Source organism: Noviherbaspirillum aerium, assembly GCF_008929045.1.
GTDB lineage: Bacteria > Pseudomonadota > Gammaproteobacteria > Burkholderiales > Burkholderiaceae_D > Noviherbaspirillum > Noviherbaspirillum aerium.
Genome location: NZ_VFAH01000001.1, coordinates 282,927 through 308,593 on the forward strand (window position 1 = coordinate 282,927; position 25,667 = coordinate 308,593).

Below are 25,667 nucleotides of genomic sequence, written 5' to 3' on the forward strand. Positions count from 1 at the left end.
CCGCCCCGCATTCAACCTGTTTTCCCTGGAGCTCCGTCATGAATCCCCTGGAATCCCAACTCGAGTATGCGTTCGGCGATCAGCTGCCGCCGTCCGGATCGGTCATGGAAGTCGCGCCCGGCGTGTTCTGGCTGCGCGCCGGCCTGCCCTTCGCGCTCGACCACATCAATCTCTGGCTGCTGCGGGATGGTCCCGGCCCGGACAAGGAAGGCGAAGGCGGCTGGACCATCGTCGACTGCGGCATCAGCAGCGACGCTACCCGCGATGCCTGGGAGTCGGTGTTCGCCAGCGCGCTGGGCGGACTGCCGGTGCTGCGGGTCATCGTCACCCATTGCCATCCCGACCATGTCGGCCTGGCCGACTGGCTCTGCAAGCGCTGGAACGTACGGCTGTGGATGACGACCGGCGAGTACGGATTCGCCCGCATGATGTCGGCATCGCTGCCCGGCGTCGACGGCGTGGCCGCGCTGCCCCACTTCGTGCGCCACGGGCTGAGCGAAGCGTCGATGAGGGAAAAGGTCGAGGGCCGCAAGAGCTATTACTCGACCATGGTGCCGTCGATGCCGGAAGCCTATCACCGCATCTACGACAACCAGGTCTTCCGCATCGGCGCCCATGACTGGCAGGTAATCACCGGCTTCGGCCATTCGCCGGAACATGCGTCGCTTTACTGCGCCGGACTGAACCTGCTGATTTCCGGCGACATGGTGCTGCCGCGCATCTCCACCAATGTGTCCGTGTTCGCGGTCGAGCCCGAATCCAACGCGGTGCAGATGTACCTTGATTCGCTGAAGAAATTCGCCCACCTGCCGGCCGATACGCTGGTGCTCCCGTCCCACGGCAAGCCCTTCCGCGGCCTGCATATCCGCATCGGCCAGCTCAACGACCATCATCGCGACCGGCTGGCGGAAGTCGTGGAAGCCTGCGCCAGCCCGCAGACGGCGGCCGACATCGTCCCGATCATGTTCCGGCGCCCGCTCGACACCCACCAGATGAGCTTTGCGCTCGGCGAAGCGCTGGCCCACCTGAACAAGCTCTGGCATGACGGCGTACTGGTGAGGGAGACGGATCAGGGCGGCGTGATCCGATTCCGGACTGCTTGAAAGGCCCCAAGTCTACATACCAGGCCCGGCCGATGCGCCGGCCTTTATTTTCTGTGAAATCGAATTTTTCCGCGCAATTGTTGAGCTAGATTCGACCTTTTCCGCAGAAGTCGAATTTATATTATTCATCGCGCCAGTTTACTTGGTAAAGACTGTGTTACCTTCTCTTTACATATTTCGTCACAAGAAGTTCCTGTCGCCGATAGACTGACTGTTAAGCTCCGACATGGAATAGTGCGCGGTCATGAATCCAACTATAGAACGAGAAGGCTTTAGCGAGCGCCTCCAGAAGGCGCTGCGCAACGCGGAATACTCTGCCGACAGCCCGACGCAGCTGGCGCGGGAATTCAATGTCCGTTTCGAAGGCCGGCCGATTACGGTGCATGCCGCTCGCAAATGGCTGGTCGGCGAAGCGATTCCCACCCAGGAAAAGCTGCGCACCCTCGCCCAGTGGCTGGGCGTATCAACGGAATGGCTGCGTTTCGGCGGTGAAGATCAGGCCGCTTCGGAATCCGGCGCTTCCACTTCACGCTTCGAATCCACCGATGTCAAACTGCTGACCGATCTGCAGCGGCTCGACAAGCATCATCAGGCGCTCGCCCGCGAATTTATCCGCATGCTGGTCAGGATGAACCGGGAAAAATAAGCCGGCAAGCCGTATCACCGATACCCGGCAAGACCATCTCCGGCGTTGCGACGCCCGCCTGGCTCAACCGCCCGCGAGCCCGCGCAGATAACGCAGCCCGGCGATGGCGCGACTGCCGTACCAGGACATCATTTCGCCATCGACCAGTTGCACCGGCTTGCCGATCTGCCTTTCCAAGGCGTCGACATGCTCTTCGGTGAAGCGGTAGGGCTCGCTCGACAGCAGTACCGCATCGATGTTCCCGACCAGCCGGTCCGACCAGTCGAAGCGCGGGTAGCGCGCCGCGCCGCCCGCCGCTCCGGCCGGCGCATCCGATACCCAGTGCCGCCAGCCGATTTCCTCCAGCATGCGGGCGATATAGGTGTCGCGCGACACCGTCATCCACGGATCCTTCCAGATGCAGTACAGCACGGTCTGCGCCGGTGCCTTCGGGGCGGCCCGCAGCGCCGCGTATTCCCGCTCGAATTCGGTACATAGCCGTTCGGCCTGCGCCGGGACGCCGAAGATGCCGCCGAGCAGGCGGTACAGCGCAGGATTGTCGCGCGGCGCAAGCGGATGCGTGACGATTACATGCGGAATGAACTGCGCCAGCGCATCGACGGTGGGCTTTTCATTCTCGTCGATATTGACCACCAGGTGAGTGGGCGCGAGGCGGCGTATCTTGTCCAGATTCACATCCTTGGTGCCGCCCACCTTGGGAATGGCGCGCACGATGTCCGCGGGATGAATGCAGAAACCGGTACGGCCCGCCAGCATGCTCGCGAGGCCGAGATCGCATAGCAGTTCGGTGACGGACGGCACCAGCGAAACGATACGCGCAGCCTCGCCGGCGGCGAGCGCCGGATGCTCCTGCCCGATGGAATCGATGTAAGTCATGGCTTGCGCTCCTTGTGCGGCGCCTTGGCGAAAACCGCATCGTACAGCCAGTTCGGCAACAGCCGCAGCAGCTTCGCCACCACGCCCATCTGCCAGGGGATGACGCAATAGCTGGCGCCGGCCTCGATGGCGCGCACCGCCCGTTCCGCAAAGGCGGATGCCGGCATCAGAAAAGGCATCGGATAGCGGTTGACGCGGGTCATTGGCGTATCGATGTAACCGGGGGCGATGGTCACCACCTTGACGCCGCTGCCGCGCAGTTCCACGCGCAGCGATTCGCAATAGCTGATCACCGCCGACTTCGATGCGCTGTAGGCGCCGGCCCCGGGCAGGCCGCGGATACCCGCAACACTGGCGATGCCGACCAGCCGGCAGACACGGCTGCCGGCGGCGGCCTGCCGCTTCATTGTCGCCACGAAAGGCGCGAAGGTGGCGACGGTGGCCGTCACATTGGTGGCGAAGATGCGTTCGAAAACTTCCAGGTCTTCCGCATGCTCGGTCAGCGTGCCCTGCGAGATGCCGGCATTGGCAATGACGATGTCGACGCCGCCGCGGCTGCCGATGAAGTCCTGCGCGGCGGCGTGCAGCGCGGCATGGTCGTTGACATCCAGCGCGTAGAGGCGATGGCGCTCCGGATGCGGCAGGTCGGCCGCCAGCTGCTGCAGCAGGTCGCCGCGCCGGGCCACCAGGCCCAGCGTTGCCCCCTGTTCCGCGTAGCGCCTTGCCAGTGCGGCGCCCAGTCCGCTGGAGGCCCCGGTGATGAAAACGCGTTTCATGTCGGCATGCATGTCAGGTGTAGTGGAGAATGAGAGCCGTAAAAAAGCGGATTGCCATGAAAAAAGTCCGCCCTCTTGCGAGTGACGGACTTTGGCAAATCAGGATGGCAGGTATTACTTGCCCTGCTTGCTCTTGTTCACCAGCCAGTCCGCAACCTGCAGCGTGGCGGCATGCAGCACCGGTTCCGGCTTGTTGCCAATGCCGGCGGCGACGATGGAGGGCGAAGTCAGGTAGCGGCCGTCGATGGCAAGCAGCGGCACGCCGTCGATCTGGTACGCCTGCGCCAGTTGCGCGGCGCGCTTGACCTTGCTCTGGATGCCGAAGGAGTTGTAGACCTCGAGGAATTTCGCCTTGTCGAGGCCGTTCTTCACGGCAAAGTCGGTGATTTCCGCATCGGTATCGGTGCGCTTCTTCTGCACGTGGATGGTGTTGAACACCTTGCCATGCAGTTCCTCCAGCTTGCCCATCGCTTCCAGCGTGTAATACAGCTTCTGTTGCGGCACCATGGATTCGCGGAAGGCCACCGGAACGCGCTTGAAGTTGATGTTGTCGCCCTGCTTCTTCACCCAGGCCACCAGGTCATTTTCCAGAGCATGGCAATGCGGGCAGGAATACCAGAAGAATTCGGTCACTTCGACCTTCTTGCCGGAGTCGGTCTGCTGTGCCTTCTCCAGCGTGCGGTAATCGACGCCGTTCTGGGGATTATCGGGCGCAGCCTGGGCGCCGGCGACAGCCATCAGAGAGATGCTCAATGCAGCCAGGACATGTTTCAGAAAACGCATATGCTTCCTTTTACTTTTAATAGCTTTGATCTGGTTCGATCAGCTTTTGATGTTGGTCTATTTCGCGATGCGCACGACCGCCGCATCGACGCCGTTGTCGGACAGCTTGCCGCGCACCTTGTTCATCGAATCCATCTGGTTGAACGGGCCCACGCGCACCCGGTACAGCACGCCGGTATCGGCCTGGCGTTCCGAAATCCTGGCCTCGACGCCCAGCAGGGCCAGCTTGGCGCGGATGTTTTCCGCATCGTTCTGCTCGCGGAAAGCGCCCGCCTGCAGATAATAACTCCACTTTTCATCCTGAGCTTCGGCCTTGGCTTCCGCCTTCACGTCGGCGCGGGTATCGTTCTCGGACTTCTTCGGCTTTTCCGCCGTGCCAAGCTTGGCCGACTGCTCGACAATGGGCGCCTTGCTTTCCTGCGCAACCTTCGCCGCCGGCTTGGCATCAAGCTTCGGATCCACCCTGACTTCCTGCTTCTTCTCGGTAGGCTGCGGCACGGCGGTATTGGGCGGAGCCGGCTCCTTCGCCGCCTCTTCCACCGGCTTCTTCGCCTGCTTGCCGTACAGCGGCTTGTTCGGGTCGCTCACCTGGGCATTCTGATCGGCCTGCTTGGGCCGGCCCATCTTGTCGGTGAAAGGCATCGGGGTCTTGGTGATCATCATGGCCACCCCCAGCGCAATGCCAAGGCCGATGATCAGGCCGACGATGATGCCCAGTACCGTGCCGCCCTGCTGCCTGTTGTAGTTATGCATACTTCCTCAATCCACTTCCAATCCGGTCCGTCCGATGTTCCTGCGCGCCACCCTACGTCCGCGGAAATGGACGCGCAAGCACTTGAACAGATTCTTACATCCTAGAGGGCGCCGATACGCCGATCAGCGCCAAGCCATTGCGCAGGACCTGGCGGGTGGCGCGCAGCAAGGTCAGGCGGGCCGTCCGGGTGGCGGCATCGTCGACCAGCACGCGTTCGGCGTTGTAGTAGCTGTGCAGCTCGCCGGCCAGGTCGCGCAAATAGAACGCTACCTGATGCGGACCGAGTTCGTCGAGGGCTTTTTGCAGCATCTCCGGATATTCGGCCAGCTTGGCGAGAAGCGCGGCTTCGCGCGGCGAAGTCAGTGGCGAAAGATCCACATTGGTCAGCGTGGATTCGTCGCCGCCCCATTGCGCGAGCACCGAGCAGATGCGCGCATGCGCGTACTGCACGTAGTACACCGGGTTCTCGTCCGATTGCGACAGCGCCAGATCGACATCGAAGGTGAATTCGGTATCGGCCTTGCGCGAGATGAGGAAGAAGCGCACCGCGTCGCGACCGCGGGTGAGGTCGCGCTCGCCGTTCTCGTCGACGGCATCGCCGGCCGACCATTCGATCAGGTCGCGCACGGTCACGTAGGAACCGGCGCGCTTGGAAATCTTCACTTCCTCGCCGTTTTTCATCACGGTGACCATCTTGTGCAGCACGTAATCCGGATAGCCTTCCGGAATGCCGAGATTGACGGCCTGCAGGCCGGCGCGCACGCGGGCGATGGTGCCGTGGTGATCGCTGCCCTGCACATTGATGACCTTGGCAAAGCCGCGCTGCCACTTGGTGATGTGGTAGGCGACATCCGGCACGAAGTAGGTGTAGGTGCCGTCGGACTTCTTCATCACGCGGTCCTTGTCGTCGCCGTATTCGGTGGTGCGCAGCCAGAGCGCGCCATCCTGCTCGTAGGTCTTGCCCGCCTTCACCAGCGCGTCGACGGCCGCGGCCACCTTGCCTTCGGTGTACAGCGAGGATTCGAGGTAATAGTTGTCGAACTTCACGCCGAAAGCCTGCAGGTCGAGATCCTGTTCATGGCGCAGGTAGGTGACGGCGAATTTGCGGATCGACTCGATATCCTCGACGTCGCCGCTGGCGGTCACGGGCGCGCCGTCGCTGGCGGAAACCGTTTTCTTCTGCAGGAAGTCGGCGGCGATGTCGGCGATGTAATCACCGTTGTAAGCGGCCTCGGGCCAGCCCTCTTCGCCCGGCTTGAAACCTCTGGCGCGCGCCTGCACCGACAGCGCGAGATTGCCGATCTGGACGCCGGCATCGTTGTAGTAGAACTCGCGGCTGACGTCGTAGCCCTGGGTCGCCAGCAGCGAAGCCATGGCATCGCCGAGCGCGCCCTGGCGGCCGTGGCCGACATGCAGCGGACCGGTCGGGTTGGCGGACACGAATTCCACCATCACCTTCTTGCCGGCGCCGGCTTCGGACCTGCCGAAATTGCCGGCCTGGTCGATCACGGCCTGCACCACCGCCTGCTTGGCGGCGGCCGCCACGCGCAGGTTGATGAAACCCGGTCCGGCGATGTCGGCGCTTTCGATCAGCGCGCCCTTGTCGGCCAGCACCGCGGCGACGATGGCCCGCGCCAGTTCGCGCGGATTCTTCTTCAGCGGCTTGGCCAGCTGCATCGCGATATTGCAGGCGATGTCGCCGTGCGCCGGATCGCGCGGACGCTCGAGCACGACGGTCGGTTTCAGTTCGGTTCCGGCGACGATGGGCGCGAGGGCGGCCTGGAACAAGTCAATGATCTGTTGTTTTTGCGAAGCGAGCATGGGAAAAATGGCATTCGGCGCAAGGGCCGTGCTTTGAATTGGGGACAGCCGGCATTATACCGGCTCGTTAATGCGGGTTCGCGCCGGATGGAGGGCTGCGGCGGCGGGATCCGCCGGGCCAGCCTACTCGCCCAGCCGGTCGCGGCAATAAGTGCCGAGAAAGCGCTGCATCTGGAATTCCTCCGGCAGCCATGGCGATTCAGACAACTTTTGCGGCAGCAGGTAGAGGTAGGTTTGTGCATCGGCTAGTTCGCCGGAGTCCAGCCTGACCCGCACCCGGTCCCGCCGGTATTCGCTGCCTTCGAAGGCGTCGAGCGCGGCGACATCGGCATCGGACACGTCAAAGTAGACGATGCCGGCCACGCTGGCGCCGGAGCGGACGATGGTGCCGGGATAGGTTTCGCCGGCCAAGGCGAAACGCGCATGCCCGTCCAGCACGGCCGGCGCACTCCGGTAGTCGCCGCGCACCACGCGCTGCCAGACTTGGGGAAACATCAGGGAACCATAAGTGAATACATGTGCGGACATCGGACAACCCCGGAATCAGCTTCGATTGGAAACCGGCAATGATAGCCGCATTGCGCGATTCATTGCGTCGCCACAGTCGGTGCCGAGTGTTGCTGCTGCGCGGCGGCCACCCGGTTGCGCCCCAGTTCCTTGGCGCGGTAGAGCGCGGCGTCGGCGGCGGCCACCAGGTCGGACGGCTGGCATGCGTCATCCGGGCGCAGCGAGGCAACGCCCAGGCTAACGGTAACGCCCGCCGCCGCCCGCGATGCGGCATGCGGAATCTGCAGGTCGGCCACCGCCTGGCGCATGTGCTCGGCCAGCGCCGCGGCGGCATCGGCCTCGGTGGCCGGCAGCAGGACGACAAATTCCTCGCCGCCGAAGCGGGCGGCCAGGTCGGCGGAGCGCCGCACCACCGACTGCAATGCCTCCGCCACCTTTTGCAGGCAGGCGTCGCCGGCCGGATGGCCGTAGTGGTCGTTGTAATTCTTGAAGCAATCGACGTCGATCAGCACCAGGCTCAATGCATGGCCGTCGCGCCGCGCACGGTTCCATTCTATGCCGAGCCGGCGGTCGAATTCGCGGCGGTTGGCGAGCCGGGTCAGGGCATCCTCGGCCGACAGCTTGCCGAGCAATTCCACCGCATCGCTCAGTTCCTCGTTGCGCTGCTGCTCGCGCAGGCGGGCGAGATAGGCGCGGCGCTGGTCCTGGTCCATGCGGAAGTTGGCGATCAGGCTGATAACCACCGCCGCGAAGCAGAACATCCAGTTGTTGAACCGGACTTCGCCGGACATGCCGGCCACCTGCATCAGGCTGACGCCGTACAGGCCGACCAGTCCGACGGAGGTGACGACCGCGCTGCGGAAGCGCTGGTTGAGCACGATATTGCCGAACAGGACAATGAGCGTCACGCCGGTGTGGTAATGCACGGCATTGGGATGGTGGCTGAGCGCGGCGATCCAGGACAGGCTGGCGCCGGTAATCATCAGGGTCACCGACAGCAGCGATTCGCGCATCAGCGGCGTCTTCAGCCGGTAGAGGGCGAAGCTGCACAGCAGCATCAGCGGGATCACGATCAGGAAGCGGATTTTCCAGGCTTGCTGGTAGACATCGGGCACCATGCTGCGGTCGCTGATGGCAAACGCGGCATACAGGAAGGCTCCGGCCAGTCCGGTCCGTGTCATGCGGTTTTCGCGCAGCCTGTCCATCTCGGCCTGGTACGACGCCTCGATTTCAACGGGAAATGTGCCGCTGCGCCCCCAGAACGAAGTGGTCGTGGTGGATTGGGGTGCTGTCAGGTCTTGCGGTGAGGTCTCGCGTGACATGGGCTCATGCGCCTCGGAAATGCGACATGTCGAGCTTAGCGCCGCCATGCGCCTGCGTCCAGTAAACCGGAACATTCGGTGCGCGCGGCAACGGGAATGCGAGCGCGTCGCGCCGGGCGGCGCGAGCCCATGTCCTCGCCATCCTTGTCATCTGGTCCAGAACGGCGGCATCAGAAGCGCGTCGCGTAGCGCAGCGCCAGCAGCTTGTCGAGCGCGGCATCGGCGATATTGTTGGGTTCGCGGCGCAGCATCATGCTCACGCCCATCGATGACAGCGGCCCCAGCGGCGCCTGATAATTCAGCTCCCCGCGCACCTCCCTGCCGGCCGGCGCCATCGAAAAGACCAGCCTGTCGCGCGCCTGTTCATTCGACAGCACATCCATCGTGAGCTGGCCGGCATAGGTGCGCATCGGCTGCGATACGGCCAGGCTCAGCCGGTCTCCCGTCCGGAGGCGGTCGGCGGCTACCAGCGCCAGCGAAAAGGCATTGGTGCGCAAGGTGGTCACGCCGGCAACCAGGCTGTCGCTGCTGAGCCCGGGAGTGATGCCGTAGGCGGCCTGCCCGGCCAGCGCGAGCTGCGGCATGAGCAGCACGGCGCCGGCGAGCTGCAGCGAATGGGTGGCCGCGCGGTTGGCGATCGACAGCGCGCCGCTCGAATAAGAGCCGAGGTAGGCATTGCTTTCCCGCGTCTGCAGCAGCGACAGCGACAAGGAAGCCCCGTCAAAGGATCGCGACACTTCAAAGATGCCCGATTTCGCCTTCGGCAGCGATGAGGAAGCCGGCAGGTAGATGTCGGATGAGGCCAGCGGATCCCGGGCTCCCGAAGCCACCAGTCCAGCCCGGATCCGGTAGCCGCCGAGTTCGCGCGCGACGGCCAGATGACTGGTGCCGGGCAGCAGGGACAGATAAGGATTGGACAGGCCGGCGACCTGCGACAGCGACAGGTCCGGCGCCAGCTTGAAGCCCTGGGCGCCGAATTCCTGGCCGGCGAAACTGCCGAGCGCGAAGGAAGTCTGCATGCCGCTGCCGCTGCGCGCCTGCAGCGAAAACGCGGCAAGGCGGGAACGCAGTGCGTCGTACTGCGCGATGCCGCTCTGGTTGCCATGGTTGCCATGGTTGCCAGCAACGATCCATGATTCACGGGCGAACGCCATTTCGACATCATCGGCGAAGACCCGCTCGGCCACTTCCATGCGCCTTTCCATGCCGCGGATCACCTGGGTAAGCGACAAGGCGGTGCTGCGTGCGACGCTCCTGCCGAGGTCGATGCCGAAGTCACGCTGGAAATCATCCCTGCCGACCGCGCGCAACTGGCCGGATGCGGCGAGGCTCCAGATGGCGCTGGTGGCTGCCGACGGCTGCATCGTCCCGTTGAGCACGTGAATGGTCTTGCCGTTATAGGTGGTGGTCGTCAGCGCGCCGACCGGCTGCAATGCCTTGGCGATATTAAGCAGGCCGCGGCCGTAGATCGGGTCGATTCCCGGCGCCCCGAGATCGGTGGCGGTAACCAGCAGGATGGTCGCCACCTGGTCGGCGCGCAGCCTGGGCCACATCTGCATCAGCAGCGCCGCCGCGCCGCTGACCATGGGCGCGGCCATCGAGGTGCCGCTCATGGTCGCATACTGGTCGTTGCGGTAGGCGGACACCACGCCGACGCCGGGCGCGACCAGGAACCAGGCGGCGGTGTCGCCGGCGCGGTTGGAAAAGGAGGCGATGCGGTTGGTGCCATCCACCGCGCCCACGGCGATGATCTGGTTGTTGGCCCAGGCTTCCCTGGCAAAACGCGCCGGCCAGTTGGCGGCCGGGGCGCCGTCGTTGCCGGCCGCCGCGACGATCAGCAGTCCGCTCTTCACCGCCTGCTGCATGGCGCGCGGATCGAAGGGGCCCGCTGCGCCGATGCTGAGGTTGACGATGGCCGCCTTGCCGATCGCGTGGCGCAGGCCGGCATCGAGCGCCAGCGTGTTGCCGCTGCCGCTGTCCAGGAAGATCTTGATGGGCAGCAGCGTCGCGCCAAAGGCAACGCCTGCATTGCCGCGGCCGTCGCGGGCGCCGGCGATGATGCCCGCCACATGCGAACCATGCCCGTTGCGGTCGGTGACGTCGGTACCGGCAGTCACCGCATTCAGGCCGGGAAGCAGCTTGCCCGGCTGCAGGAACTCCCGGTGTGCGCTGCTGATCCCGGTATCCAGCGTGCCTATCGTCACGCCGGCGCCGCTCAGCCCGCGGACATAGGCGGTATCGGCGCGGATGCGGCCGAGATAGAAGGAGGTTCCGCGCTCGATCTCCATGGCGCTCGCCGCGGGCGACAGCGGCAGTGACATTTCGGAAAAGGCATCCGAGCGGGCGGGCGCCGTCCACATGGCACAAGCGGAGCAGACAGCGATCGAGATCAGGCTCGACAAGAAGGCAGGCGAATGGGACATTTCCGTTAAGATACAGACAGCATGTTTCCATTCTGCATCGGAAGCCCCGTGCTGCCTACGTATTGCATTGAAGGAAATGAAGAGAAGTCGCCTGCCAGCAACAGGATGTCAAATGCAGTAGACACATTGGCATCGCTTTGACGCATCTCGCCGGCGCAAGGCATTGTGCGAACGCCAGCCTGGTCAATGTTGTCTTGTCTGCTGTCCCGCTTGCTGTTCCAACTGCAGTTCCGATTGCTGTCCTGATCAACCCCACCCGGGCTTTCGCGTATGGAAAAACATTATCTGTCACCGCTTTTCACGCCGAATGCCATCGTCGTCTTCGCTGGCGACGACAACGTGCCCGGCAGCCAGACCTCGTACGGCAGGCTGATCAGGGCGCAGCTACAGGCCGCCGAGTTCACCGGACGGGTCATCTACCTTGATGTCGGCATGAGCGGGACGCTGAGCGACCTTGCCCAGTCGCAATCGGATCTGGCCATCATCGCGTTGCCGAACGATCAACTTGCGGCCGCGCTGGAAGTCGCCGCCCGCATCCGCAGCAAGACGGCACTGATCGTTTCCAGCGGCGTCGATTCGTCGCTCGCACAGCGGCTGCAGTCCATTGCGAAGCAGCATGGCATTCATCTGCTCGGCCCGAATTCCATGGGATTCCAGCGCCCCCAGCTCAATCTGAATGCCAGCGCGCTCGGGCCGCTTGCGCGCACCGGCTCGCTGGCGCTGGTGTCGCAGTCCGGCGCGCTCGGCTCGTCGATTCTGGATTGGGCGGTGAAGAATGGCGTGGGCTTTTCGACGGTGGTTTCACTCGGTGCGCATACTTCCCTCGATGTCGCTGAAGTGCTGGATTTCCTGGCGCAGGACCGACGCACCCAAAGCGTGGTGGTGTATCTCGAAGGCATCTGCAACGCGCGCCGCTTCATGAGCGCGCTGCGCGCGGCGGCCAACGTCAAGCCGGTGTTCGTGCTCAAGGCCGGCCGCAAGCCGGCCGGCTCCAGCGCCGCCCTCACCCATTCCGGCGCCATCGTCGGCAGCGACGATGTCTTCGACGCCGCCCTGCAGCGCGCGGGCGCCGTGCGCGTGCGCAGCTTCGTGCAGCTGTTCACCGCCGCCAAGGGCCTGCTGGCGCGCAATCTGCCGGTCGGCAAGCGGCTGGCGGTGATCAGCAACGGCGGCGGTCCCGGCGTGCTGGCCGCCGACTGGACCAACGAACTCGGCCTGGAGCTGGGCATGCTGTCCGACGCGGAAGCGTCGGCACTGGCGCCGCAGCTGTCGCCGCTGGCCAACCTGCAAAGCGTGATCGACCTCGGCGAGGAAGCCGCCGCGCAGCATTATCACGCCGCCGTCAGCGCCTGCGCGAACGGCAAGGGCATCGACGGCATCCTGGTCATCCTCTCGCCGAAGCCGGATCTCGACACCACCGCGGTAGCGCAGGCGCTGGCCGATCTCTATCCTTCGCTGGTCAAGCCGCTGGTGACCTGCTGGATGGGCGACGAGCGCGCCGCCGAAGCCCGCACCATCCTCAGCCGCGCCGCCATCCCGACCTACCGCACCCCGGAAGCGGCGGTCGACGCCTTCAGCAACATCGCTTCCTTCCACCAGAACCAGCAGCTGCTGCAGCAGACGCCGCCGCCGCTGTCGCCGCTGGCCAAGCCCGACCTGGAAGGCGCGCGCATCCTGGTCGAAAGCGTGCTGGCCGAACGGCGCAAGGTGCTGACCGAGATGGAATCGAAGGCCCTGCTGGCCGCCTTTCATATTCCGGTCACCAAGACCATCCTCGCCCGCTCGGCGAGCGAAGCCATCCTGATCGCCAACCAGCTCGGCTACCCGGTGGCGCTGAAGATCGACTCGCCCGATGTGTCGCACAAATCCGATGTGCAAGGCGTCGCGCTCAACTTGCAGAATGCGGCGGCCGTGCGCGACACCTGGAACGACATGATGGCCACCGTCAAGCGCCTGCGGCCGGATGCCCGCATCAACGGCGTGACGATCCAGAACATGTCCGGCAAGCCGCGCGGCCGGGAGCTCTATATCGGCGTCAACACGGATGAGCCGTTCGGCCCCGTGATCTCGTTCGGCGCCGGCGGCACCATGATCGAACTCATCGCCGACCGCGCCATCGAGCTGCCGCCGCTCAATGAATTCCTTGCGCAGCGGCTGATCGACCGGGCCCGTTCCGCCGAGACGCTGGGCAATTGGCGCGGCGCGCCGCCAGCCGACCGCCAGGCGCTGGAACAGATGCTGCTGCGGGTATCGGAAATGGTCTGCGCGCTGCCGCAGCTCAAGGCGATGGATATCAATCCGGTGATCGTCGACGCCGCCGGCGCGCTGGCAGTCGATGCGCGCGTGGTGGTCGACCATGCGCCGCGCGGCGGCGGCGATTATCCGCACCTGGCCATCCTGCCCTATCCGTCCGATCGCGAGGAGGAATGGCCGCTGCGCGGCGGCGGCCATTACACCATGCGGCCGGTGCATCCGAACGATGCCGAAATGCTGCAGGACTTCGTGCGCCGGCTCTCGCCGGAAAGCCGCTACATGCGCTTCGTCTCCACCATGCGCGAACTGTCGCTGCGCATGCTGGCGCGTTTCACCCTGATCGATTACGACCGCGAAATGGCGCTGGTGGCGGTTCACCGCGAACGCACGCCGGACGAGCAAGGCGGATTCCGCGACACCGACCGCATCATCGCGGTATCGCGCTATGTGACCAATCCCGATCTGTCCAGCTGCGAATTCTCGCTGGCGGTGTCCGACGAATTCAGCGGCCAGGGCATCGGCTCGCGCATGATGATGGCCATCATGGATGTGGCGCGCAGCAAGGGGCTGGAACGGATCGAAGGGCTGGTGCTGTCGAACAACGTGCCGATGCTCAAGCTGATGCGCAGCCTCGGTTTCGAGGTGCGGCGCTATGAGGAGGACATGGATTTCCGCCTCTGCGTGCGCTCGCTGTAGGCAGTGTTTGATCAGTTGATAAGCGCCGTGCGGCGGGCCACGCCGGCGACGAACAACGCCGCGATGCACCCAGGGCAGGCTGAAGCTTCCGCACATTCTCCTGCAATCCGCTCCAGAGCGCAGCAGGAAACGCAGAGCCGGATTCAGGCAGCGGATGTTCTCGGCAGGACGATGCGGAACACCGTGCCGTCGGCATCGTTGGAGACCGCCGTGATTTCGCCGCCGTGCGCCGTCACGATTTCGCGTGCGATGAACAGGCCCAGACCCAGATTGGCCGGCGGCATGGAATGGTTGCCGTCGTCGGATCCCACATGCACCAGCGGGTTGAAGATGACCCGCAGGACATCCTCCGGAATCACCGGGCCGCGGTTGCGCACTTCGATGACGACGCAATCGGGTTCGCCCTGCGCGGCGACGATGATTGGCGCTTCCCTGCCGCCGTAGCGGGCAGCGTTGCTCAGCAGGTTCATCACCACCTGGCGCACGCGCTCGCCGTCGATCACCGCGCGCAGGTCGCCCGCGGTTTCGACCAGGATCTCATGGCGGGGATAGGCAATGCGCGTCTCTTCGAGCGCCGCCTGGCATACCGTCCCCACATCGGCATCCGCCGGCGCTACCGGCACGCCCCTGCCAAGGCGGCTGCGAGTGAATTCGAGCAGATCCTTGATCATGGCGCTCATCGCCGCGGCGCTGCGCCACAGCCGCATGACGGCGTCATCCTGCTTCTGTTTCGGCACACCTGGCGTGGTCAGATACTGGCTGGTCATCATGATGGCGCCCAGGGGGGTGCGCAGGTCATGGCCCAGAATCGCCAGGAACATGTCGCGCGAGCGCTCCACTTCCCGGGCATAGCGGGCAAGGGCTTCCGAAAGCGACCGGTCGATGGCATCGTTGAAATGCAGCGTCTGGTCGAAGGCGAGCGCATCGAGTTCGGGGCCGGACTCCATCCACAGGCGGATCACGCTGGCGCGCAGGGCCAGGAATTCCGCACTCAGGTGGTCCAGGTCGAATCCGGCATGGTGGCGCATCGCACCGTAGGTGGCGGCGGCCGTCTCGTGACCGTCGAGCAGGCTGGCGGGGCCATCGGCCGACGGCGCCTGCGGACGAAGACGGGGCCGCGGCGTTTCGATGTCGGCAATGATGGCTTGCAAAATGTCGCGCGAATGCTCGCGCAAGCCTACGCCGTGCGCATCCGCATCCGGTGCCAGAGTGGCGGCAAACGCCTCCCACTCGGCAACTATGCAATCCATATTGTCATTGATGAACGTCGATAATTTCACCGCGCCTCCATCGCAGGGCCATTGACTTTGAGAACGGTCAAGCGTTCCACGGCCGCCATTTTACCTGCTGCAGGCGGATTGCTGCATGGAAATGGAAAATTGCTTTTACGCTCTCAAGCAGGCGGATCGTCAAAACCTCACGGTCAGAGTGCGGCGAGCCGCCATAACGAGGTCACTTCCGCTGCACGCGCCTGATGCAGGGGATCATCGGCATCCATGACCTTGGGGTGTCTTGGACGGATATCCATCTTCGCAAGCACCTTGAGTCCGGCCGTCTCCACCCACTCAAGCAGTTGGGCGCGGGTCCGCAGTTCCAGATGCTCCGCGAAATCGGACAGGATCAGCCAGCCCTCGCCGCCTGGCGCAAGATGAGCGGCAAGGCCGTCAAGGAATCCCCGCAGCATGCGGCTTTCGGGGTCATACACCGCATGCTCGACCGGGGAGCTTGGGCGCGCCGGCACCCATGGCGGATTGCAAATCACCAGCGGCGCGCGGCCCGGCGGAAAGAGATCGGCCTGCAGCAGTTCGACCTGGCCGGCATAGCCGAGACGCTCGATGTTGTCGCGGGCGCAGGCCAGGGCGCGCGGGTCCTGGTCGGTCGCCACGACATTGGCCACGCCCCGCCTGGCGAGCACGGCGGCCAGAATGCCGGTGCCGGTGCCGATATCGAAGGCCAGCCTGTCCGCTCCGGCAGGCAGTGGCGCCTTCGCGACAAGATCGACATATTCGCCGCGCACCGGAGAAAACACGCCGTAGCAGGGATGGATGCGCGCGCCGAGCGCGGGAATCTCCACGCCCTTCTTGTGCCATTCATGGGCGCCGATCAGTCCGAGCAATTCCCGCAGCGATGCCACATAGGCTTCCGCTGCCGACCCATAGGCTTCTTCGCAGGCCTGCCTGACATCGGGTGCGCGCCGCAGCGGCACGGCATGTCCCGCCTCGAAAGGCAGCAGCAGCATGCCGAGGATGCGGGCGCGCTGGGCCTGCGCCTGGCGATGCTGGTGAAAGGCTTCCTTCGGCGAGGCTGCAGGCGGCTTCGGCTTTTTCGGCTTGCGGTCGACGCGCCGTGCCAGCGCCTGCAGCAGCTGGCGGGCATTCTGGAAGTCGCCGCGCCACAGCAGGGCCGTGCCTTCGCAGGCAAGCCGGTAAGCCGTATCGGCATTCATACGGTCATCTGCCACCATGATGCGCCTGGGCGGCGGCACTCCGGCCTCGGAACGCCAGCGGGCCATTTGTTCGCTGCCAGCCTCTTGCCATTGAAGAACCGGATGCTCGCTCATGAACGGGCTTTCATGCTGGGAAAGAAGAGGACACGGGTAAAGGAATCAAAGCTGAACTCAAGACGGGACTTAAGTCGGCATGTGAAGCGTGGCTTACGGCGAGGCATGCGGCGGTCCGTTCGGAAAAGGAAGGCGAAAGCCGCCATTCTACGCCTGGCCGCGGGCGTCTCCGTATTGCGCCTGCCGGTTTTCCGGATTGCCGTTATCGGTGTGAAGGCGCGGGCTGCGAACGTCCGGGCAAGGGAAAGCGATGCGGATAGCGATGCGCCTTGTCGTGTTCAAGCAGGGAAATCACGGCCTTGACGATTGCATACATCAGCGCCCTGTCGACAGAGGGATGGTCGCTGTAGTGAGCGATGATGGGGCCGGCGATGACCGTGTCCGGCATGGCGTCGTCGCCCTGGCTGCCGTAGCTGATGGGAATGTTGTAGCACGCAATCAGCGGGCCGCAGGCAGCCCAGTCGCGGGTCCATTGCGGCATGGCGGTGGTGCCTTCCCACAGGACGCCGGCGCTTTCATAGAACTCTTCGACCTCGTGTCCCAGCAGTTGCGCCAGATGACGCTCCTTGGCCACGCAACTGCGGAAATATTCTTCGTCGCTCATACGCATGATCGGTCTCCATGTCTCCAACATGGAGTTAGATGTCTTTGGCACGGCGGGTTCACCACGGTGGCGGTACGAAATGGGGAACAACAAGGACAATCGGCCAAAAAAAAGCCCGCAGACCTTTCGGCAGCGGGCCAATCCAATTCTAGGAGAGTTGGAGGAGACAGGTGCCACTATATCGTCCGGGATGCCTGCTGTCCGCTTTATTGTCGTGATATCCGGTATAGCCAAAATTTATATCTGCATGGCATATCGGCCTGAAACGCCGCCGCCAAAAGAAAAGCCCGCACGAGCATCCGTGCGGGCTTTTGTGTCTCCCAACCTTCCTGAGGTGGATTTTTGTAACGCGATATTACATCGACATTGCCATTTATCCAAGCCTCGGGGCGCATGTCATGGCGACAACTTCCGGAAATCCCGCAACAGCAGCCGTTTCAGCCGCTGTTTCGGTGAACGCTGCGCGAAATCAACGGTCATTGATTGAGTTAACTACAAGGTCTTCAATTCAGTTACAACAGCAAGACTGGAAGACTGCCCGGCCCGCCCATCCGGCAACCCGGGCGTGCCTGGAGCCAGGCTCCGGCCTTGCTGTTCGAATGGAGAAATCATGTCGACCGTGATTCATCACCGAGGTATCAAGATCGTGACGCTGGCACACGATGAGCGCATCGTCGACCATTGCAGGAAAGGCGATATAGCCATTGTCCGGGAAAACGCCGGCTGGTGGACTTACTTCGTTGGTGCCGACGGCGAGACGGATAGCTACGATGCGCCGTTCGACAGCTACGACAAGGCATTGTGGACGGCAAAGGCCGCAGCGGAATTCTCGGCGGAATAAGCGCGAATACGCCGGCACCAGGCATGTTCACCCAGGCCATCAATCCCGGGTGAGTACGAACAGCAAGGCGCCGGCCTGTTCAGGCCGGAGTTTGTGCTCAGCCTTTCTTCAGGCACTCGCTCATGAATTTCTTGCGGTCGTCGCCGGTCTTGCCCTTGGCATCCGCATTGCAGCTCTTCATCTTGTCCTGCTGCGCCTTCTGCGCTTCGCTGACCTTCGGCTTGTTGCTCAGGCATTCCTTCATGAAGGCCTTGCGCTCATCGCCTTTCTTGTCCGCAGCTTCCTTGTTACAGGTCGCCATCTTGTTTTGCTGCTCGGTCGCAGCGAAGGCGGAATGGAAAAGCATGGGTAACGCAAGCACCAGTGCACCAGCGATTGTCTTCATCTTGTTCTCCAGGGGCTGTATTTGAATAGGTGACTACATGAGTCAAATTTATTACAGCACATTTCCCTGGCCATTCCTACATCATGGCTTGCAGAGATTTGACCTGGATTGAGTTGATGATGCAAAAACCGGCGCTGCGACCATGAAGAAGGCATACAGGGCGCGGCATGCAGAGCGTGATTTTCACCGCGCTCGAAATACGATAGGCCGATCGCCGGAATAGCGCTGTCGACTCAGGACGCTGCCAACATTTCAGAGGAATCCGACGATCCTGCTAACTGAGGAAGGTTAGGCACCGAGCAGGATCTGAGGGCGGGCATTGCGCACCACCGTCACCACATCGGTCATCGGATCAATCTTCCACGACTTCAGAAAGCCCTGCTCCACCAGCAGCTCCAAGGCCTTCTTCAAACCATTGCGAAAGTGGTACAGCTGCTGCGCCGACGATCCGCACAAGCCCTTGAGCGTCTCCACCTTGTAACCAAACGGCTCCCGGTGCGTGTAGTAAAAACCATGCAGCCACTTCGCCAGCGGCGAGCGCAGCTTCAGTCTCTGCCGCCAGTCCAGCTGCGTATAGGCATCCGTGCCGAACAGGGTAATGAGCTTCGGGTTCAGCCGCACCTTCCACTGCCGGTCGCTCTCGTCCTTGAAGGTGAACTCCTGCACCAGCGTGCCGCCGTAGCCGCGCTTGCCCGAACCGGCATCGAAGCGGATCTCCACTGCGTTGGCCGTCAACCGCAAGATGCACAGCCGCAGCCGCTCGTACGACGGCGCCGAGGTCGGCCAGCCCATCGACTTGAGCATCGAATAGGCCGTGAACGACACTTCATGGCCCAGCGGCTGGCTGCGCGCCAGGTGCACCAGGTTCAGGAACACGTCCTCGTCGTCCTGGCGCAGCTCTTCGCCGGTATAGAAGATTTCCACGCCCTTGACCGAAGTAATCGGCCGTTCCTTGAGGTGCTGGCGCGGCTCGTTCTGGCGCGCCACGCTGAACAGCGCCGAGCGCGCCAGCGGATTGGGCAGGCCGCGCACCTGGTTTTCCCACAGGGGCAGCTGGGCAATGAGGGCCTGCTCGACATCGCGCCGCACCGCTTCCTCATCGGCATCGAGGCTCATCTGGGTCATGGCCATGGCGCGCGCCGGGCTGTTGCGCTTGGCGGCGAGCGTTTCCTCGATACGCTGCAGCGCGTCGCTGAGCGGCTTGTGCTTGATCCCGGTGGCCGGCATGCTGGTTGGTCCGTTGTTGTTGTAAGCGAGCAAGTTACCATGGGCAGTATCGTTTATTGAGCGTGGCGGCACGTCGTTGCAGCGTTGAAACACGTATCTCGAGCGTGGGGGCGGGAACGTTTTCTGTGGATAAGTGGGCAATCTATCGTCGTTCGAGCGTGGCGGCGGGGGCTGGACAGGCACACAGTAGTGCTGTCGTTGCCCGAGCGAGGCCATGCGGGCGATGGCGGGCCGTGTTCGATCGCGCCGGCCACGCTTGAACAACGTGTGCAGGCACAGTAAGTCCCTGCTTCGGCCTGCGGGGTGACGTTTGTGGAGCGTGGCGGCGGGTGGCAGCAGGCCGGGAGCGGCTGGACACGTCTTTCGAGCGTGGTGCGCCGGCGCGGCAGCGCTTGGCACGTCGTTCGAGCGTGGGCAAATGCGGCGTCATCGTGGCTGGAGCGTGGCGGCAAGGGGCTTGGGCCGAGAGAAATGTCGTTGGTCGAGCGTGGAAAGCGGGCCAGAGGCGGGTTGGCGGGGCGAAAAGGCGGCGAGTAGAGCGAAAAAGCACGTAGTTCGAGCGTGGAGAGGTAGCGTAGGCGGAGCGAGGAAGCGCGTAGGTGGGGCGAGCGAAGGACGTCTGCGGAGCGAGGCGAACACGTAGGTGGAGCGTGTCAAGGGCGTCTTCGGAGCGAGCGGGGTTATGGAAAAGCGCTGAAGAAACAAGGGCTTGCAGGAGATTTTCGGGCGCTTAATCTGTTTTTAATCTTTGTAATCCGGCGCGCCCAACGCTTCAGATACGAGTCCGGCGGTTTCAGGATCAACGCACCCGGATCCTTTTCTTCCCATGGCGGCATGGGATGGCTCGCTATGGATATCAGGCGACGCGCTGCCCGCCAAGCCATGCCCGAGGCGACATGCCGAACTTGGCAGTGAATGCCTTGGTAAAAGCCGGCTGGCTTCCATATCCGACTTCGAAGGCGACGTTCTGCACCGGCTTATGCTTCAGCAGCAGGCGCTGGGCGAGAACCATCCGCTGTTCGGTCAGATAATCCGCCGGGGTGCTGCCTACCACCAGATGGAACTGGCGTGCGAAACGGCTGCGCGACATCCCGGACTCGGTCGCAAGCTCGTCGACCGTCCAGGGGTAGGCGGGATCGCGGTGAATGGCCATCAGCGCCTTCGACAGGGCGGGATCGGATAAGCCGGATAAACGCGCCTCCGAAATCTGTTGCGTGCGGAAGGCATGACGGATCAGCTGCACGACCAGCACGTCGCATAGCCGGTCAAGAATAAGCTGCTGGCCGAATTCACTGCAGACGGCTTCATCGAACAACAATTCCAGTGTCTTGCCGAGCGGCGGCAGTTCTGCAAGAGGCACTTGAAGATAGCCAGGCAAGGCCCGCGCCAGCGCATTCTTCTCATTGCCATGAAAGCGCACCCGTGCGCATAGCAGCTGCACCGAAGCGCCGTGCGGCACCGCCAGCCTGTGGATGCCGGGATGCGCATACAGCACAAGGCTAGGCTGGTCGATCAGCACCGGGGGGCCGTCTTCATTGTGCAGCATGACCTTGCCGGCCCGAACGAGATGGAGAAAACCGACCTGCTCCTGCTCGCCCAGCGTGTTGAAACCGCAGAATTCGCCGTTATAGAACGTTTCGGTTGAAAACCCCCAGCGCGCCATCAATGCGTCAAGCCTGTCCATATCAATTCACCAAGAGACGATAAGCAATAAAAAGTGGAGTTACGGAAACTTTTTTATCGCATTGTAGCCGCTATTATTTCCGTGGGAATGCGTGTTTCCGGGAGGCGCCCGCTGGCCGAAGCAGATCGTCTCGCCTTTGCAACTCATTGCTGCCGAGAGGGAGGGCCAACAGCAAAGGCTGGGCAGGATCGGATGGACTGGAAGACGTTGCAGGCGGCATGAAGCCGTCCACGCCACGGCTCCCTCCGGGCGGATGACGGTAGCCGGCTTACGTCGATGTCAGGCCAATTACCGACAGTGGCGGCCGACGATGTTCACCGGCTGGCGAGGGCGAGCTGGCCGAGCAGGAATCCATAGCGGCGATGGATGACAGGTGCAATGCAGCCGTTGGGAAAGGCTCCCTTTCCCCAATGGAGGAATTCGGAATGTCATCAGGTATAAGGCCGGGACAATGCAAGCCGGGCGCCGTACTCACCAGCACGGCGCCCCATGTTTTTTGTCGCCATGCGACCAAATTGTCTGATGCGATTATCCGATCAGGCACCGAGCAGGATTTGAGGGCGGGCATTGCGCACCACCGTCACCACATCGGTCATCGGATCAATCTTCCACGACTTCAGAAAGCCCTGCTCCACCAGCAGCTCCAAGGCCTTCTTCAAGCCATTGCGAAAGTGGTACAGCTGCTGCGCCGACGATCCGCACAAGCCCTTGAGCGTCTCCACCTTGTAACCAAACGGCTCCCGGTGCGTGTAGTAAAAACCATGCAGCCACTTCGCCAGCGGCGAGCGCAGCTTCAGCCTCTGCCGCCAGTCCAGCTGCGTATAGGCATCCGTGCCGAACAGGGTAATGAGCTTCGGGTTCAGCCGCACCTTCCACTGCCGGTCGCTCTCGTCCTTGAAGGTGAACTCCTGCACCAGCGTGCCGCCGTAGCCGCGCTTGCCCGAACCGGCGTCGAAGCGAATCTCCACCGCATTGGCCGTCAACCGCAAGATGCACAGCCGCAGCCGCTCGTACGACGGCGCCGAAGTCGGCCAGCCCATCGACTTGAGCATCGAATAGGCCGTGAACGACACTTCATGGCCCAGCGGCTGGCTGCGCGCCAGGTGCACCAGGTTCAGGAACACGTCCTCGTCGTCCTGGCGCAGCTCTTCGCCGGTGTAGAAGATTTCCACGCCCTTGACCGAAGTAATCGGCCGTTCCTTGAGGTGCTGGCGCGGCTCGTTCTGCCGCGCCACGCTGAACAGCGCCGAGCGCGCCAGCGGATTGGGCAGGCCGCGCACCTGGTTTTCCCACAGGGGCAGCTGGGCAATGAGGGCCTGCTCGACATCGCGCCGCACCGCTTCCTCATCGGCATCGAGGCTCATCTGGGTCATGGCCATGGCGCGCGCCGGGTTCTTGCGCTTGGCGGCGAGCGTTTCCTCGATACGCTGCAGCGCGTCGCTGAGCGGCTTGTGCTTGATCCCGGTGGCCGGCATGCTGGTTGGTCCGTTGTTGTTGTAAGCGAGCAAGTTACCATGGGCGGTATCGTTTATTGAGCGTGGCGGCACGTCGTTGCAGCGTTGAAACACGTATCTCGAGCGTGGCGGCGGGAACGTTTTCTGTGGATAAGTGGGCAATCTATCGTTGTTCGAGCGTGGCGGCGGGGGCTGGACAGGCACACAGTAGTGCTGTCGTTGTCCGAGCGAGGCCATGCGGGCGATGGCGGGCCGTGTTCGATGGCGCCGGCCACGCTTGAACAACGTGTGCAGGCACAGTAAGTCCCTGCTTCGGCCTGCGGGGTGACGTTTGTGGAGCGTGGCGGCGGATGACAGCAGGCTAGGAGCGGCTGGACACGTCTTTCGAGCGTGGTGCGCCGGCGCGGCAGCGCTTGGCACGTCGTTCGAGCGTGGGCAAATGCGGCGTCATCGTGGCTGGAGCGTGGCGGCAAGGGGCTTGGGCCAAGAGAAATGTCGTTGGTCGAGCGTGGAAAGCGGGCCAGAGGCGGGTTGGCGGGGCGAAAAGGCGGCGAGTAGAGCGAAAAAGCACGTAGTTCGAGCGTGGAGAGGTAGCGTAGGCGGAGCGAGGAAGCGCGTAGGTGGGGCGAGCGAAGGACGTCTGCGGAGCGAGGCGAACACGTAGGTGGAGCGTGTCAAGGGCGTCTTCGGAGCGAGCGGGGTTATGGAAAAGTGCTGAAGAAACAATGACTTGCAGGAGATTTTCGGGCGCTTAATCTGTTTTTAATCTTTGTAATCCGGCGCATCCAACGCTTCAGATACGAGTCTGCATTCGCGGTCCCAGCAACGACATGGCATGAAGGGTGACCAGTTTTTGGTCTTGCTGGAGAAAAGATACGACCCACTTGCTTTTGAGGCACTGTTAAATCCGCTTAATCCTGCTTGCGCGGATCGCGCCGTTCTTCGCCATTGGAGCAAACAGGAGCAAAAGCCAGCGTTTGAAAAAAATCAAAGAATCAAATTTGTCTAAGACAAATTGTTGACAAGCGGAAAGTAAGATGTGAATATCCTTCCTATGTTTTCTTAAGGAAACATTTCCCGAGTTCCAGAGAACCTTGCTGAAACTCATAAAATTCACTAAAAAAGGATAAATACTTATGAGCGACTTGGCCATGATCTCTTTCGGCAAAGCTGACATCGAAAACACACTTAAGAAGATGGCGAGCGGCGACATAGACAAACTCGCCTTCGGCGCCATTGAGTTGGACAAAACCGGCACGGTACTCAAATACAATGCGGCAGAAGGCACGATCACCGGACGCAATCCGGCAGCTGTCATCGGCAAGAACTTCTTCCGCGACATCGCCCCTTGCACCGCGACGCCAGCCTTCAAGGGCGTGTTCGAAAAAGGCGTCAGGGAAGACAATCTCAACACCCTGTTCGAATACGTGTTCGACTACCAGATGAAACCGACCAAAGTGAAAGTGCATATGAAAAAGGCGCTCAGCGGCGGCAATTTCTGGATCTTCGTGAAGCGGATCTGAACCATGCATCCCGATCCGGACGAAACAATGAGGAATGCGGCCAGCTGGTGGAATGACGAACAGGCGCTGCAGCGCTTCATCTGCAGCCTGGTTGCATCGGAACTCGCATCCTTGCGTCCGGGAGGTCTCGCCTTGCCCGGCTTCCCCTGGGAAGCGGGCTTGCATCTGGTCGACGACCTCGGTGCCGACTCGCTTGAATTGCTCGGCATTGCCACCGCATTGGCCGAGTCGCTGCACATGCATGAATCAGGGTTCGAAGATTATCTGCTTGCCCGCCCGACGATTGGGGAATGGGTACAAATCGCACAAGCAAGCTTGCAGCATTTTTCAGGAAAGCTGACGTTCAGGACATCAGGCAGCACCGGTCAGCCGAAGCCATGCTGCCACCCATTGCCGCTGCTGATGCAGGAAGTCGTTGAACTTTCAGCCTTGTTCTCTGGCCGCCGGCGCATCCTTTGCGCCGTTCCTGGCCACCATATCTACGGTTTTCTCTTCACCATATTGCTCCCGCGCGCCTTGGGCATCGACGCAAGCGGGATCATCGATTTGCGTGGAAGTTCTCCAGCGCGTCTGGCAAACGAATTGAAGGAAGGCGATCTCGTGGTGGGCCATCCGGAATTCTGGCGCGCCGCGGCGAGACTCTTGCCATCGGTCCCGGCCGGCGTGATCGGTGTGACGTCCACCGCGCCCTGTCCAGCGGAAGTGAGCCAAGCCATTGAAGAAGCCGGCATGCACAAGCTGATACAAGTCTATGGCAGCTCCGAAACGGCGGGGATCGGCTGGCGCGACAGCAGTACGTCACCCTACCGCTTGTTCAGCCATTGGAAAAAATCCGCGGAAGCGCATCACGGCCTGCTACGCATGCAACCGGACGGGCAGGAAACGTCCTATACCTGTCAAGACCGCCTTCAATGGACGGGGCCGCGAGAATTTCTTCCCGCTGGCAGGATGGACAATGCGGTACAGGTTGGAGGAATCAATGTCTTTCCGGCTCGTGTACGTGATGTACTGCTGCAGCACCCGGAGGTCGCCGATGCAGCGGTCCGCCTGATGCGCCCTGAAGAAGGTGCCCGTCTCAAGGCATTCATCGTTGCCCGGATGCCCGGCATCGACCATGCAGAGCTGCAGCAACGTCTGCATTCCTGGGTAACCGAACATCTGACGACCGCGGAGAGGCCAAAGGCATTTACCTTCGGCGAGCAACTGCCCAAAAGCAGCATGGAAAAAGATGCTGACTGGCTTATTACGCCGTCTTTGCGTTCCACGGCCGACGTGCAATGACCATACGGCACTGCGATGTTTGAGGGAAATGAAGCGGGAATGAAGTAACGAAAAGAAGTGGCGCGGCTGGCGGGGATCGAACCCACGACCCTTGGCTTCGGAGGCCAATACTCTATCCACTGAGCTACAGCCGCGTAGAAGGAACTGC

General features: G+C 62.6%; 23 protein-coding genes and 1 tRNA gene. 8 read left to right on the plus strand and 16 right to left on the minus strand.

Annotated elements, in window-relative coordinates; genetic code table 11:
- Window positions 1-38: 38 nt before the first annotated feature.
- Both FH061_RS01320 and FH061_RS01325 read left to right on the plus strand, forming a co-directional pair.
- Window positions 39-1,103, plus strand: coding sequence for an MBL fold metallo-hydrolase (locus FH061_RS01320; protein WP_151632193.1), 1,065 nt, complete (start codon window positions 39-41; stop codon window positions 1,101-1,103).
- Between the two features lie 244 nt (window positions 1,104-1,347).
- Window positions 1,348-1,749 carry a hypothetical protein gene (locus FH061_RS01325; protein WP_192804846.1) on the plus strand — a complete coding sequence of 134 codons (402 nt, stop codon included), beginning with the start codon at window positions 1,348-1,350 and terminating at the stop codon, window positions 1,747-1,749.
- A 63-nt stretch (window positions 1,750-1,812) separates the two neighbouring features.
- On the opposite strand, the gene FH061_RS01330 is transcribed toward FH061_RS01325, so the two are convergent.
- The 8 genes from FH061_RS01330 to FH061_RS01365 all read right to left on the minus strand — a co-directional run bounded on the left by FH061_RS01330 (window position 1,813) and on the right by FH061_RS01365 (window position 10,909).
- On the minus strand, window positions 1,813-2,625 hold the full coding sequence (locus FH061_RS01330) for a helical backbone metal receptor (protein ID WP_151632195.1): 813 nt from the start codon (window positions 2,623-2,625) through the stop codon (window positions 1,813-1,815).
- Window positions 2,622-3,401 (minus strand): SDR family oxidoreductase, encoded by a 780-nt coding sequence (locus FH061_RS01335; RefSeq protein WP_151632197.1) that lies wholly within the window; start codon window positions 3,399-3,401, stop codon window positions 2,622-2,624. The genes FH061_RS01330 and FH061_RS01335 overlap by 4 nt, the downstream gene beginning before the upstream one ends.
- Before the next feature lie 114 nt (window positions 3,402-3,515).
- Window positions 3,516-4,184, minus strand: coding sequence for a thiol:disulfide interchange protein DsbA/DsbL (locus FH061_RS01340; protein ID WP_151632199.1), 669 nt, complete (start codon window positions 4,182-4,184; stop codon window positions 3,516-3,518).
- 57 nt (window positions 4,185-4,241) lie between these two features.
- Complete coding sequence (locus FH061_RS01345; protein WP_151632201.1) at window positions 4,242-4,937, minus strand: SPOR domain-containing protein; 696 nt, start codon at window positions 4,935-4,937, stop codon at window positions 4,242-4,244.
- Window positions 4,938-5,031: 94 nt separating this feature from the next.
- Window positions 5,032-6,759 carry an arginine--tRNA ligase gene (argS, locus tag FH061_RS01350; protein ID WP_151632203.1) on the minus strand — a complete coding sequence of 576 codons (1,728 nt, stop codon included), beginning with the start codon at window positions 6,757-6,759 and terminating at the stop codon, window positions 5,032-5,034.
- 123 nt (window positions 6,760-6,882) lie between these two features.
- The gene (locus FH061_RS01355) at window positions 6,883-7,287 is read right to left on the minus strand and encodes a gamma-glutamylcyclotransferase family protein (RefSeq protein WP_151632205.1); all 405 of its coding nucleotides are present in this window, start codon (window positions 7,285-7,287) and stop codon (window positions 6,883-6,885) included.
- Window positions 7,288-7,346: 59 nt separating this feature from the next.
- The gene (locus FH061_RS01360; RefSeq protein ID WP_192804847.1) at window positions 7,347-8,588 is read right to left on the minus strand and encodes a GGDEF domain-containing protein; all 1,242 of its coding nucleotides are present in this window, start codon (window positions 8,586-8,588) and stop codon (window positions 7,347-7,349) included.
- 170 nt (window positions 8,589-8,758) lie between these two features.
- Window positions 8,759-10,909, minus strand: a complete 2,151-nt coding sequence (locus FH061_RS01365; protein WP_192804848.1) for a S8 family peptidase — start codon at window positions 10,907-10,909, stop codon at window positions 8,759-8,761.
- A gap of 372 nt (window positions 10,910-11,281) precedes the next feature.
- On the opposite strand from FH061_RS01365, the gene FH061_RS01370 reads away from it, so the two are divergent.
- Window positions 11,282-13,960, plus strand: coding sequence for a bifunctional acetate--CoA ligase family protein/GNAT family N-acetyltransferase (locus tag FH061_RS01370; RefSeq protein ID WP_151632210.1), 2,679 nt, complete (start codon window positions 11,282-11,284; stop codon window positions 13,958-13,960).
- Window positions 13,961-14,103: 143 nt separating this feature from the next.
- On the opposite strand, the gene FH061_RS01375 is transcribed toward FH061_RS01370, so the two are convergent.
- The 3 genes from FH061_RS01375 to FH061_RS01385 form a co-directional block, all read right to left on the minus strand.
- The gene (locus tag FH061_RS01375; protein WP_151632212.1) at window positions 14,104-15,240 is read right to left on the minus strand and encodes a sensor histidine kinase; all 1,137 of its coding nucleotides are present in this window, start codon (window positions 15,238-15,240) and stop codon (window positions 14,104-14,106) included.
- 143 nt (window positions 15,241-15,383) lie between these two features.
- Complete coding sequence (locus FH061_RS01380; RefSeq protein ID WP_151632213.1) at window positions 15,384-16,520, minus strand: methyltransferase; 1,137 nt, start codon at window positions 16,518-16,520, stop codon at window positions 15,384-15,386.
- A gap of 202 nt (window positions 16,521-16,722) precedes the next feature.
- On the minus strand, window positions 16,723-17,124 hold the full coding sequence (locus tag FH061_RS01385; protein WP_225984434.1) for an aminoacyl-tRNA synthetase: 402 nt from the start codon (window positions 17,122-17,124) through the stop codon (window positions 16,723-16,725).
- Window positions 17,125-17,203: 79 nt separating this feature from the next.
- Between FH061_RS01385 and FH061_RS01390 the strand changes: the two genes are divergently transcribed.
- Together FH061_RS01390 and FH061_RS01395 are read left to right on the plus strand one after the other, a co-directional pair.
- A complete protein-coding gene (locus FH061_RS01390) occupies window positions 17,204-17,611 on the plus strand; it encodes a hypothetical protein (RefSeq protein ID WP_151632217.1) in 408 nt (135 codons plus the stop codon).
- A gap of 123 nt (window positions 17,612-17,734) precedes the next feature.
- Window positions 17,735-17,965 (plus strand): hypothetical protein, encoded by a 231-nt coding sequence (locus tag FH061_RS01395; protein WP_151632219.1) that lies wholly within the window; start codon window positions 17,735-17,737, stop codon window positions 17,963-17,965.
- Between the two features lie 97 nt (window positions 17,966-18,062).
- Here FH061_RS01395 and FH061_RS01400 read toward each other — a convergent pair whose 3' ends face one another.
- From FH061_RS01400 to trfA (FH061_RS01415), 4 genes are all read right to left on the minus strand, one after another.
- Window positions 18,063-18,350, minus strand: a complete 288-nt coding sequence (locus FH061_RS01400; protein WP_151632221.1) for a PsiF family protein — start codon at window positions 18,348-18,350, stop codon at window positions 18,063-18,065.
- Between the two features lie 288 nt (window positions 18,351-18,638).
- A complete protein-coding gene (gene trfA / locus FH061_RS01405; protein WP_192804849.1) occupies window positions 18,639-19,577 on the minus strand; it encodes a plasmid replication initiator TrfA in 939 nt (312 codons plus the stop codon).
- Between the two features lie 856 nt (window positions 19,578-20,433).
- A complete protein-coding gene (locus FH061_RS01410) occupies window positions 20,434-21,261 on the minus strand; it encodes an AraC family transcriptional regulator (protein WP_151632225.1) in 828 nt (275 codons plus the stop codon).
- A 536-nt stretch (window positions 21,262-21,797) separates the two neighbouring features.
- Entirely contained in the window at window positions 21,798-22,736 is a 939-nt protein-coding gene (gene trfA / locus FH061_RS01415; RefSeq protein ID WP_192804850.1) for a plasmid replication initiator TrfA, read from the minus strand.
- Window positions 22,737-23,550: 814 nt separating this feature from the next.
- Between trfA (FH061_RS01415) and FH061_RS30240 the strand changes: the two genes are divergently transcribed.
- The 3 genes from FH061_RS30240 (at window position 23,551) to pcl (ending at window position 25,519) form a co-directional block, all read left to right on the plus strand.
- The gene (locus FH061_RS30240; protein WP_192804851.1) at window positions 23,551-23,724 is read left to right on the plus strand and encodes a hypothetical protein; all 174 of its coding nucleotides are present in this window, start codon (window positions 23,551-23,553) and stop codon (window positions 23,722-23,724) included.
- A gap of 127 nt (window positions 23,725-23,851) precedes the next feature.
- Window positions 23,852-24,238 carry a photoactive yellow protein gene (gene pyp / locus FH061_RS01420; RefSeq protein ID WP_225984435.1) on the plus strand — a complete coding sequence of 129 codons (387 nt, stop codon included), beginning with the start codon at window positions 23,852-23,854 and terminating at the stop codon, window positions 24,236-24,238.
- Between the two features lie 27 nt (window positions 24,239-24,265).
- On the plus strand, window positions 24,266-25,519 hold the full coding sequence (gene pcl, locus FH061_RS01425; protein ID WP_225984457.1) for a 4-coumarate--CoA ligase: 1,254 nt from the start codon (window positions 24,266-24,268) through the stop codon (window positions 25,517-25,519).
- A 58-nt stretch (window positions 25,520-25,577) separates the two neighbouring features.
- Here the strand turns inward: pcl and FH061_RS01430 are convergent.
- Window positions 25,578-25,653: transfer RNA gene (locus FH061_RS01430), tRNA-Arg, on the minus strand.
- Window positions 25,654-25,667: the final 14 nt, after the last annotated feature.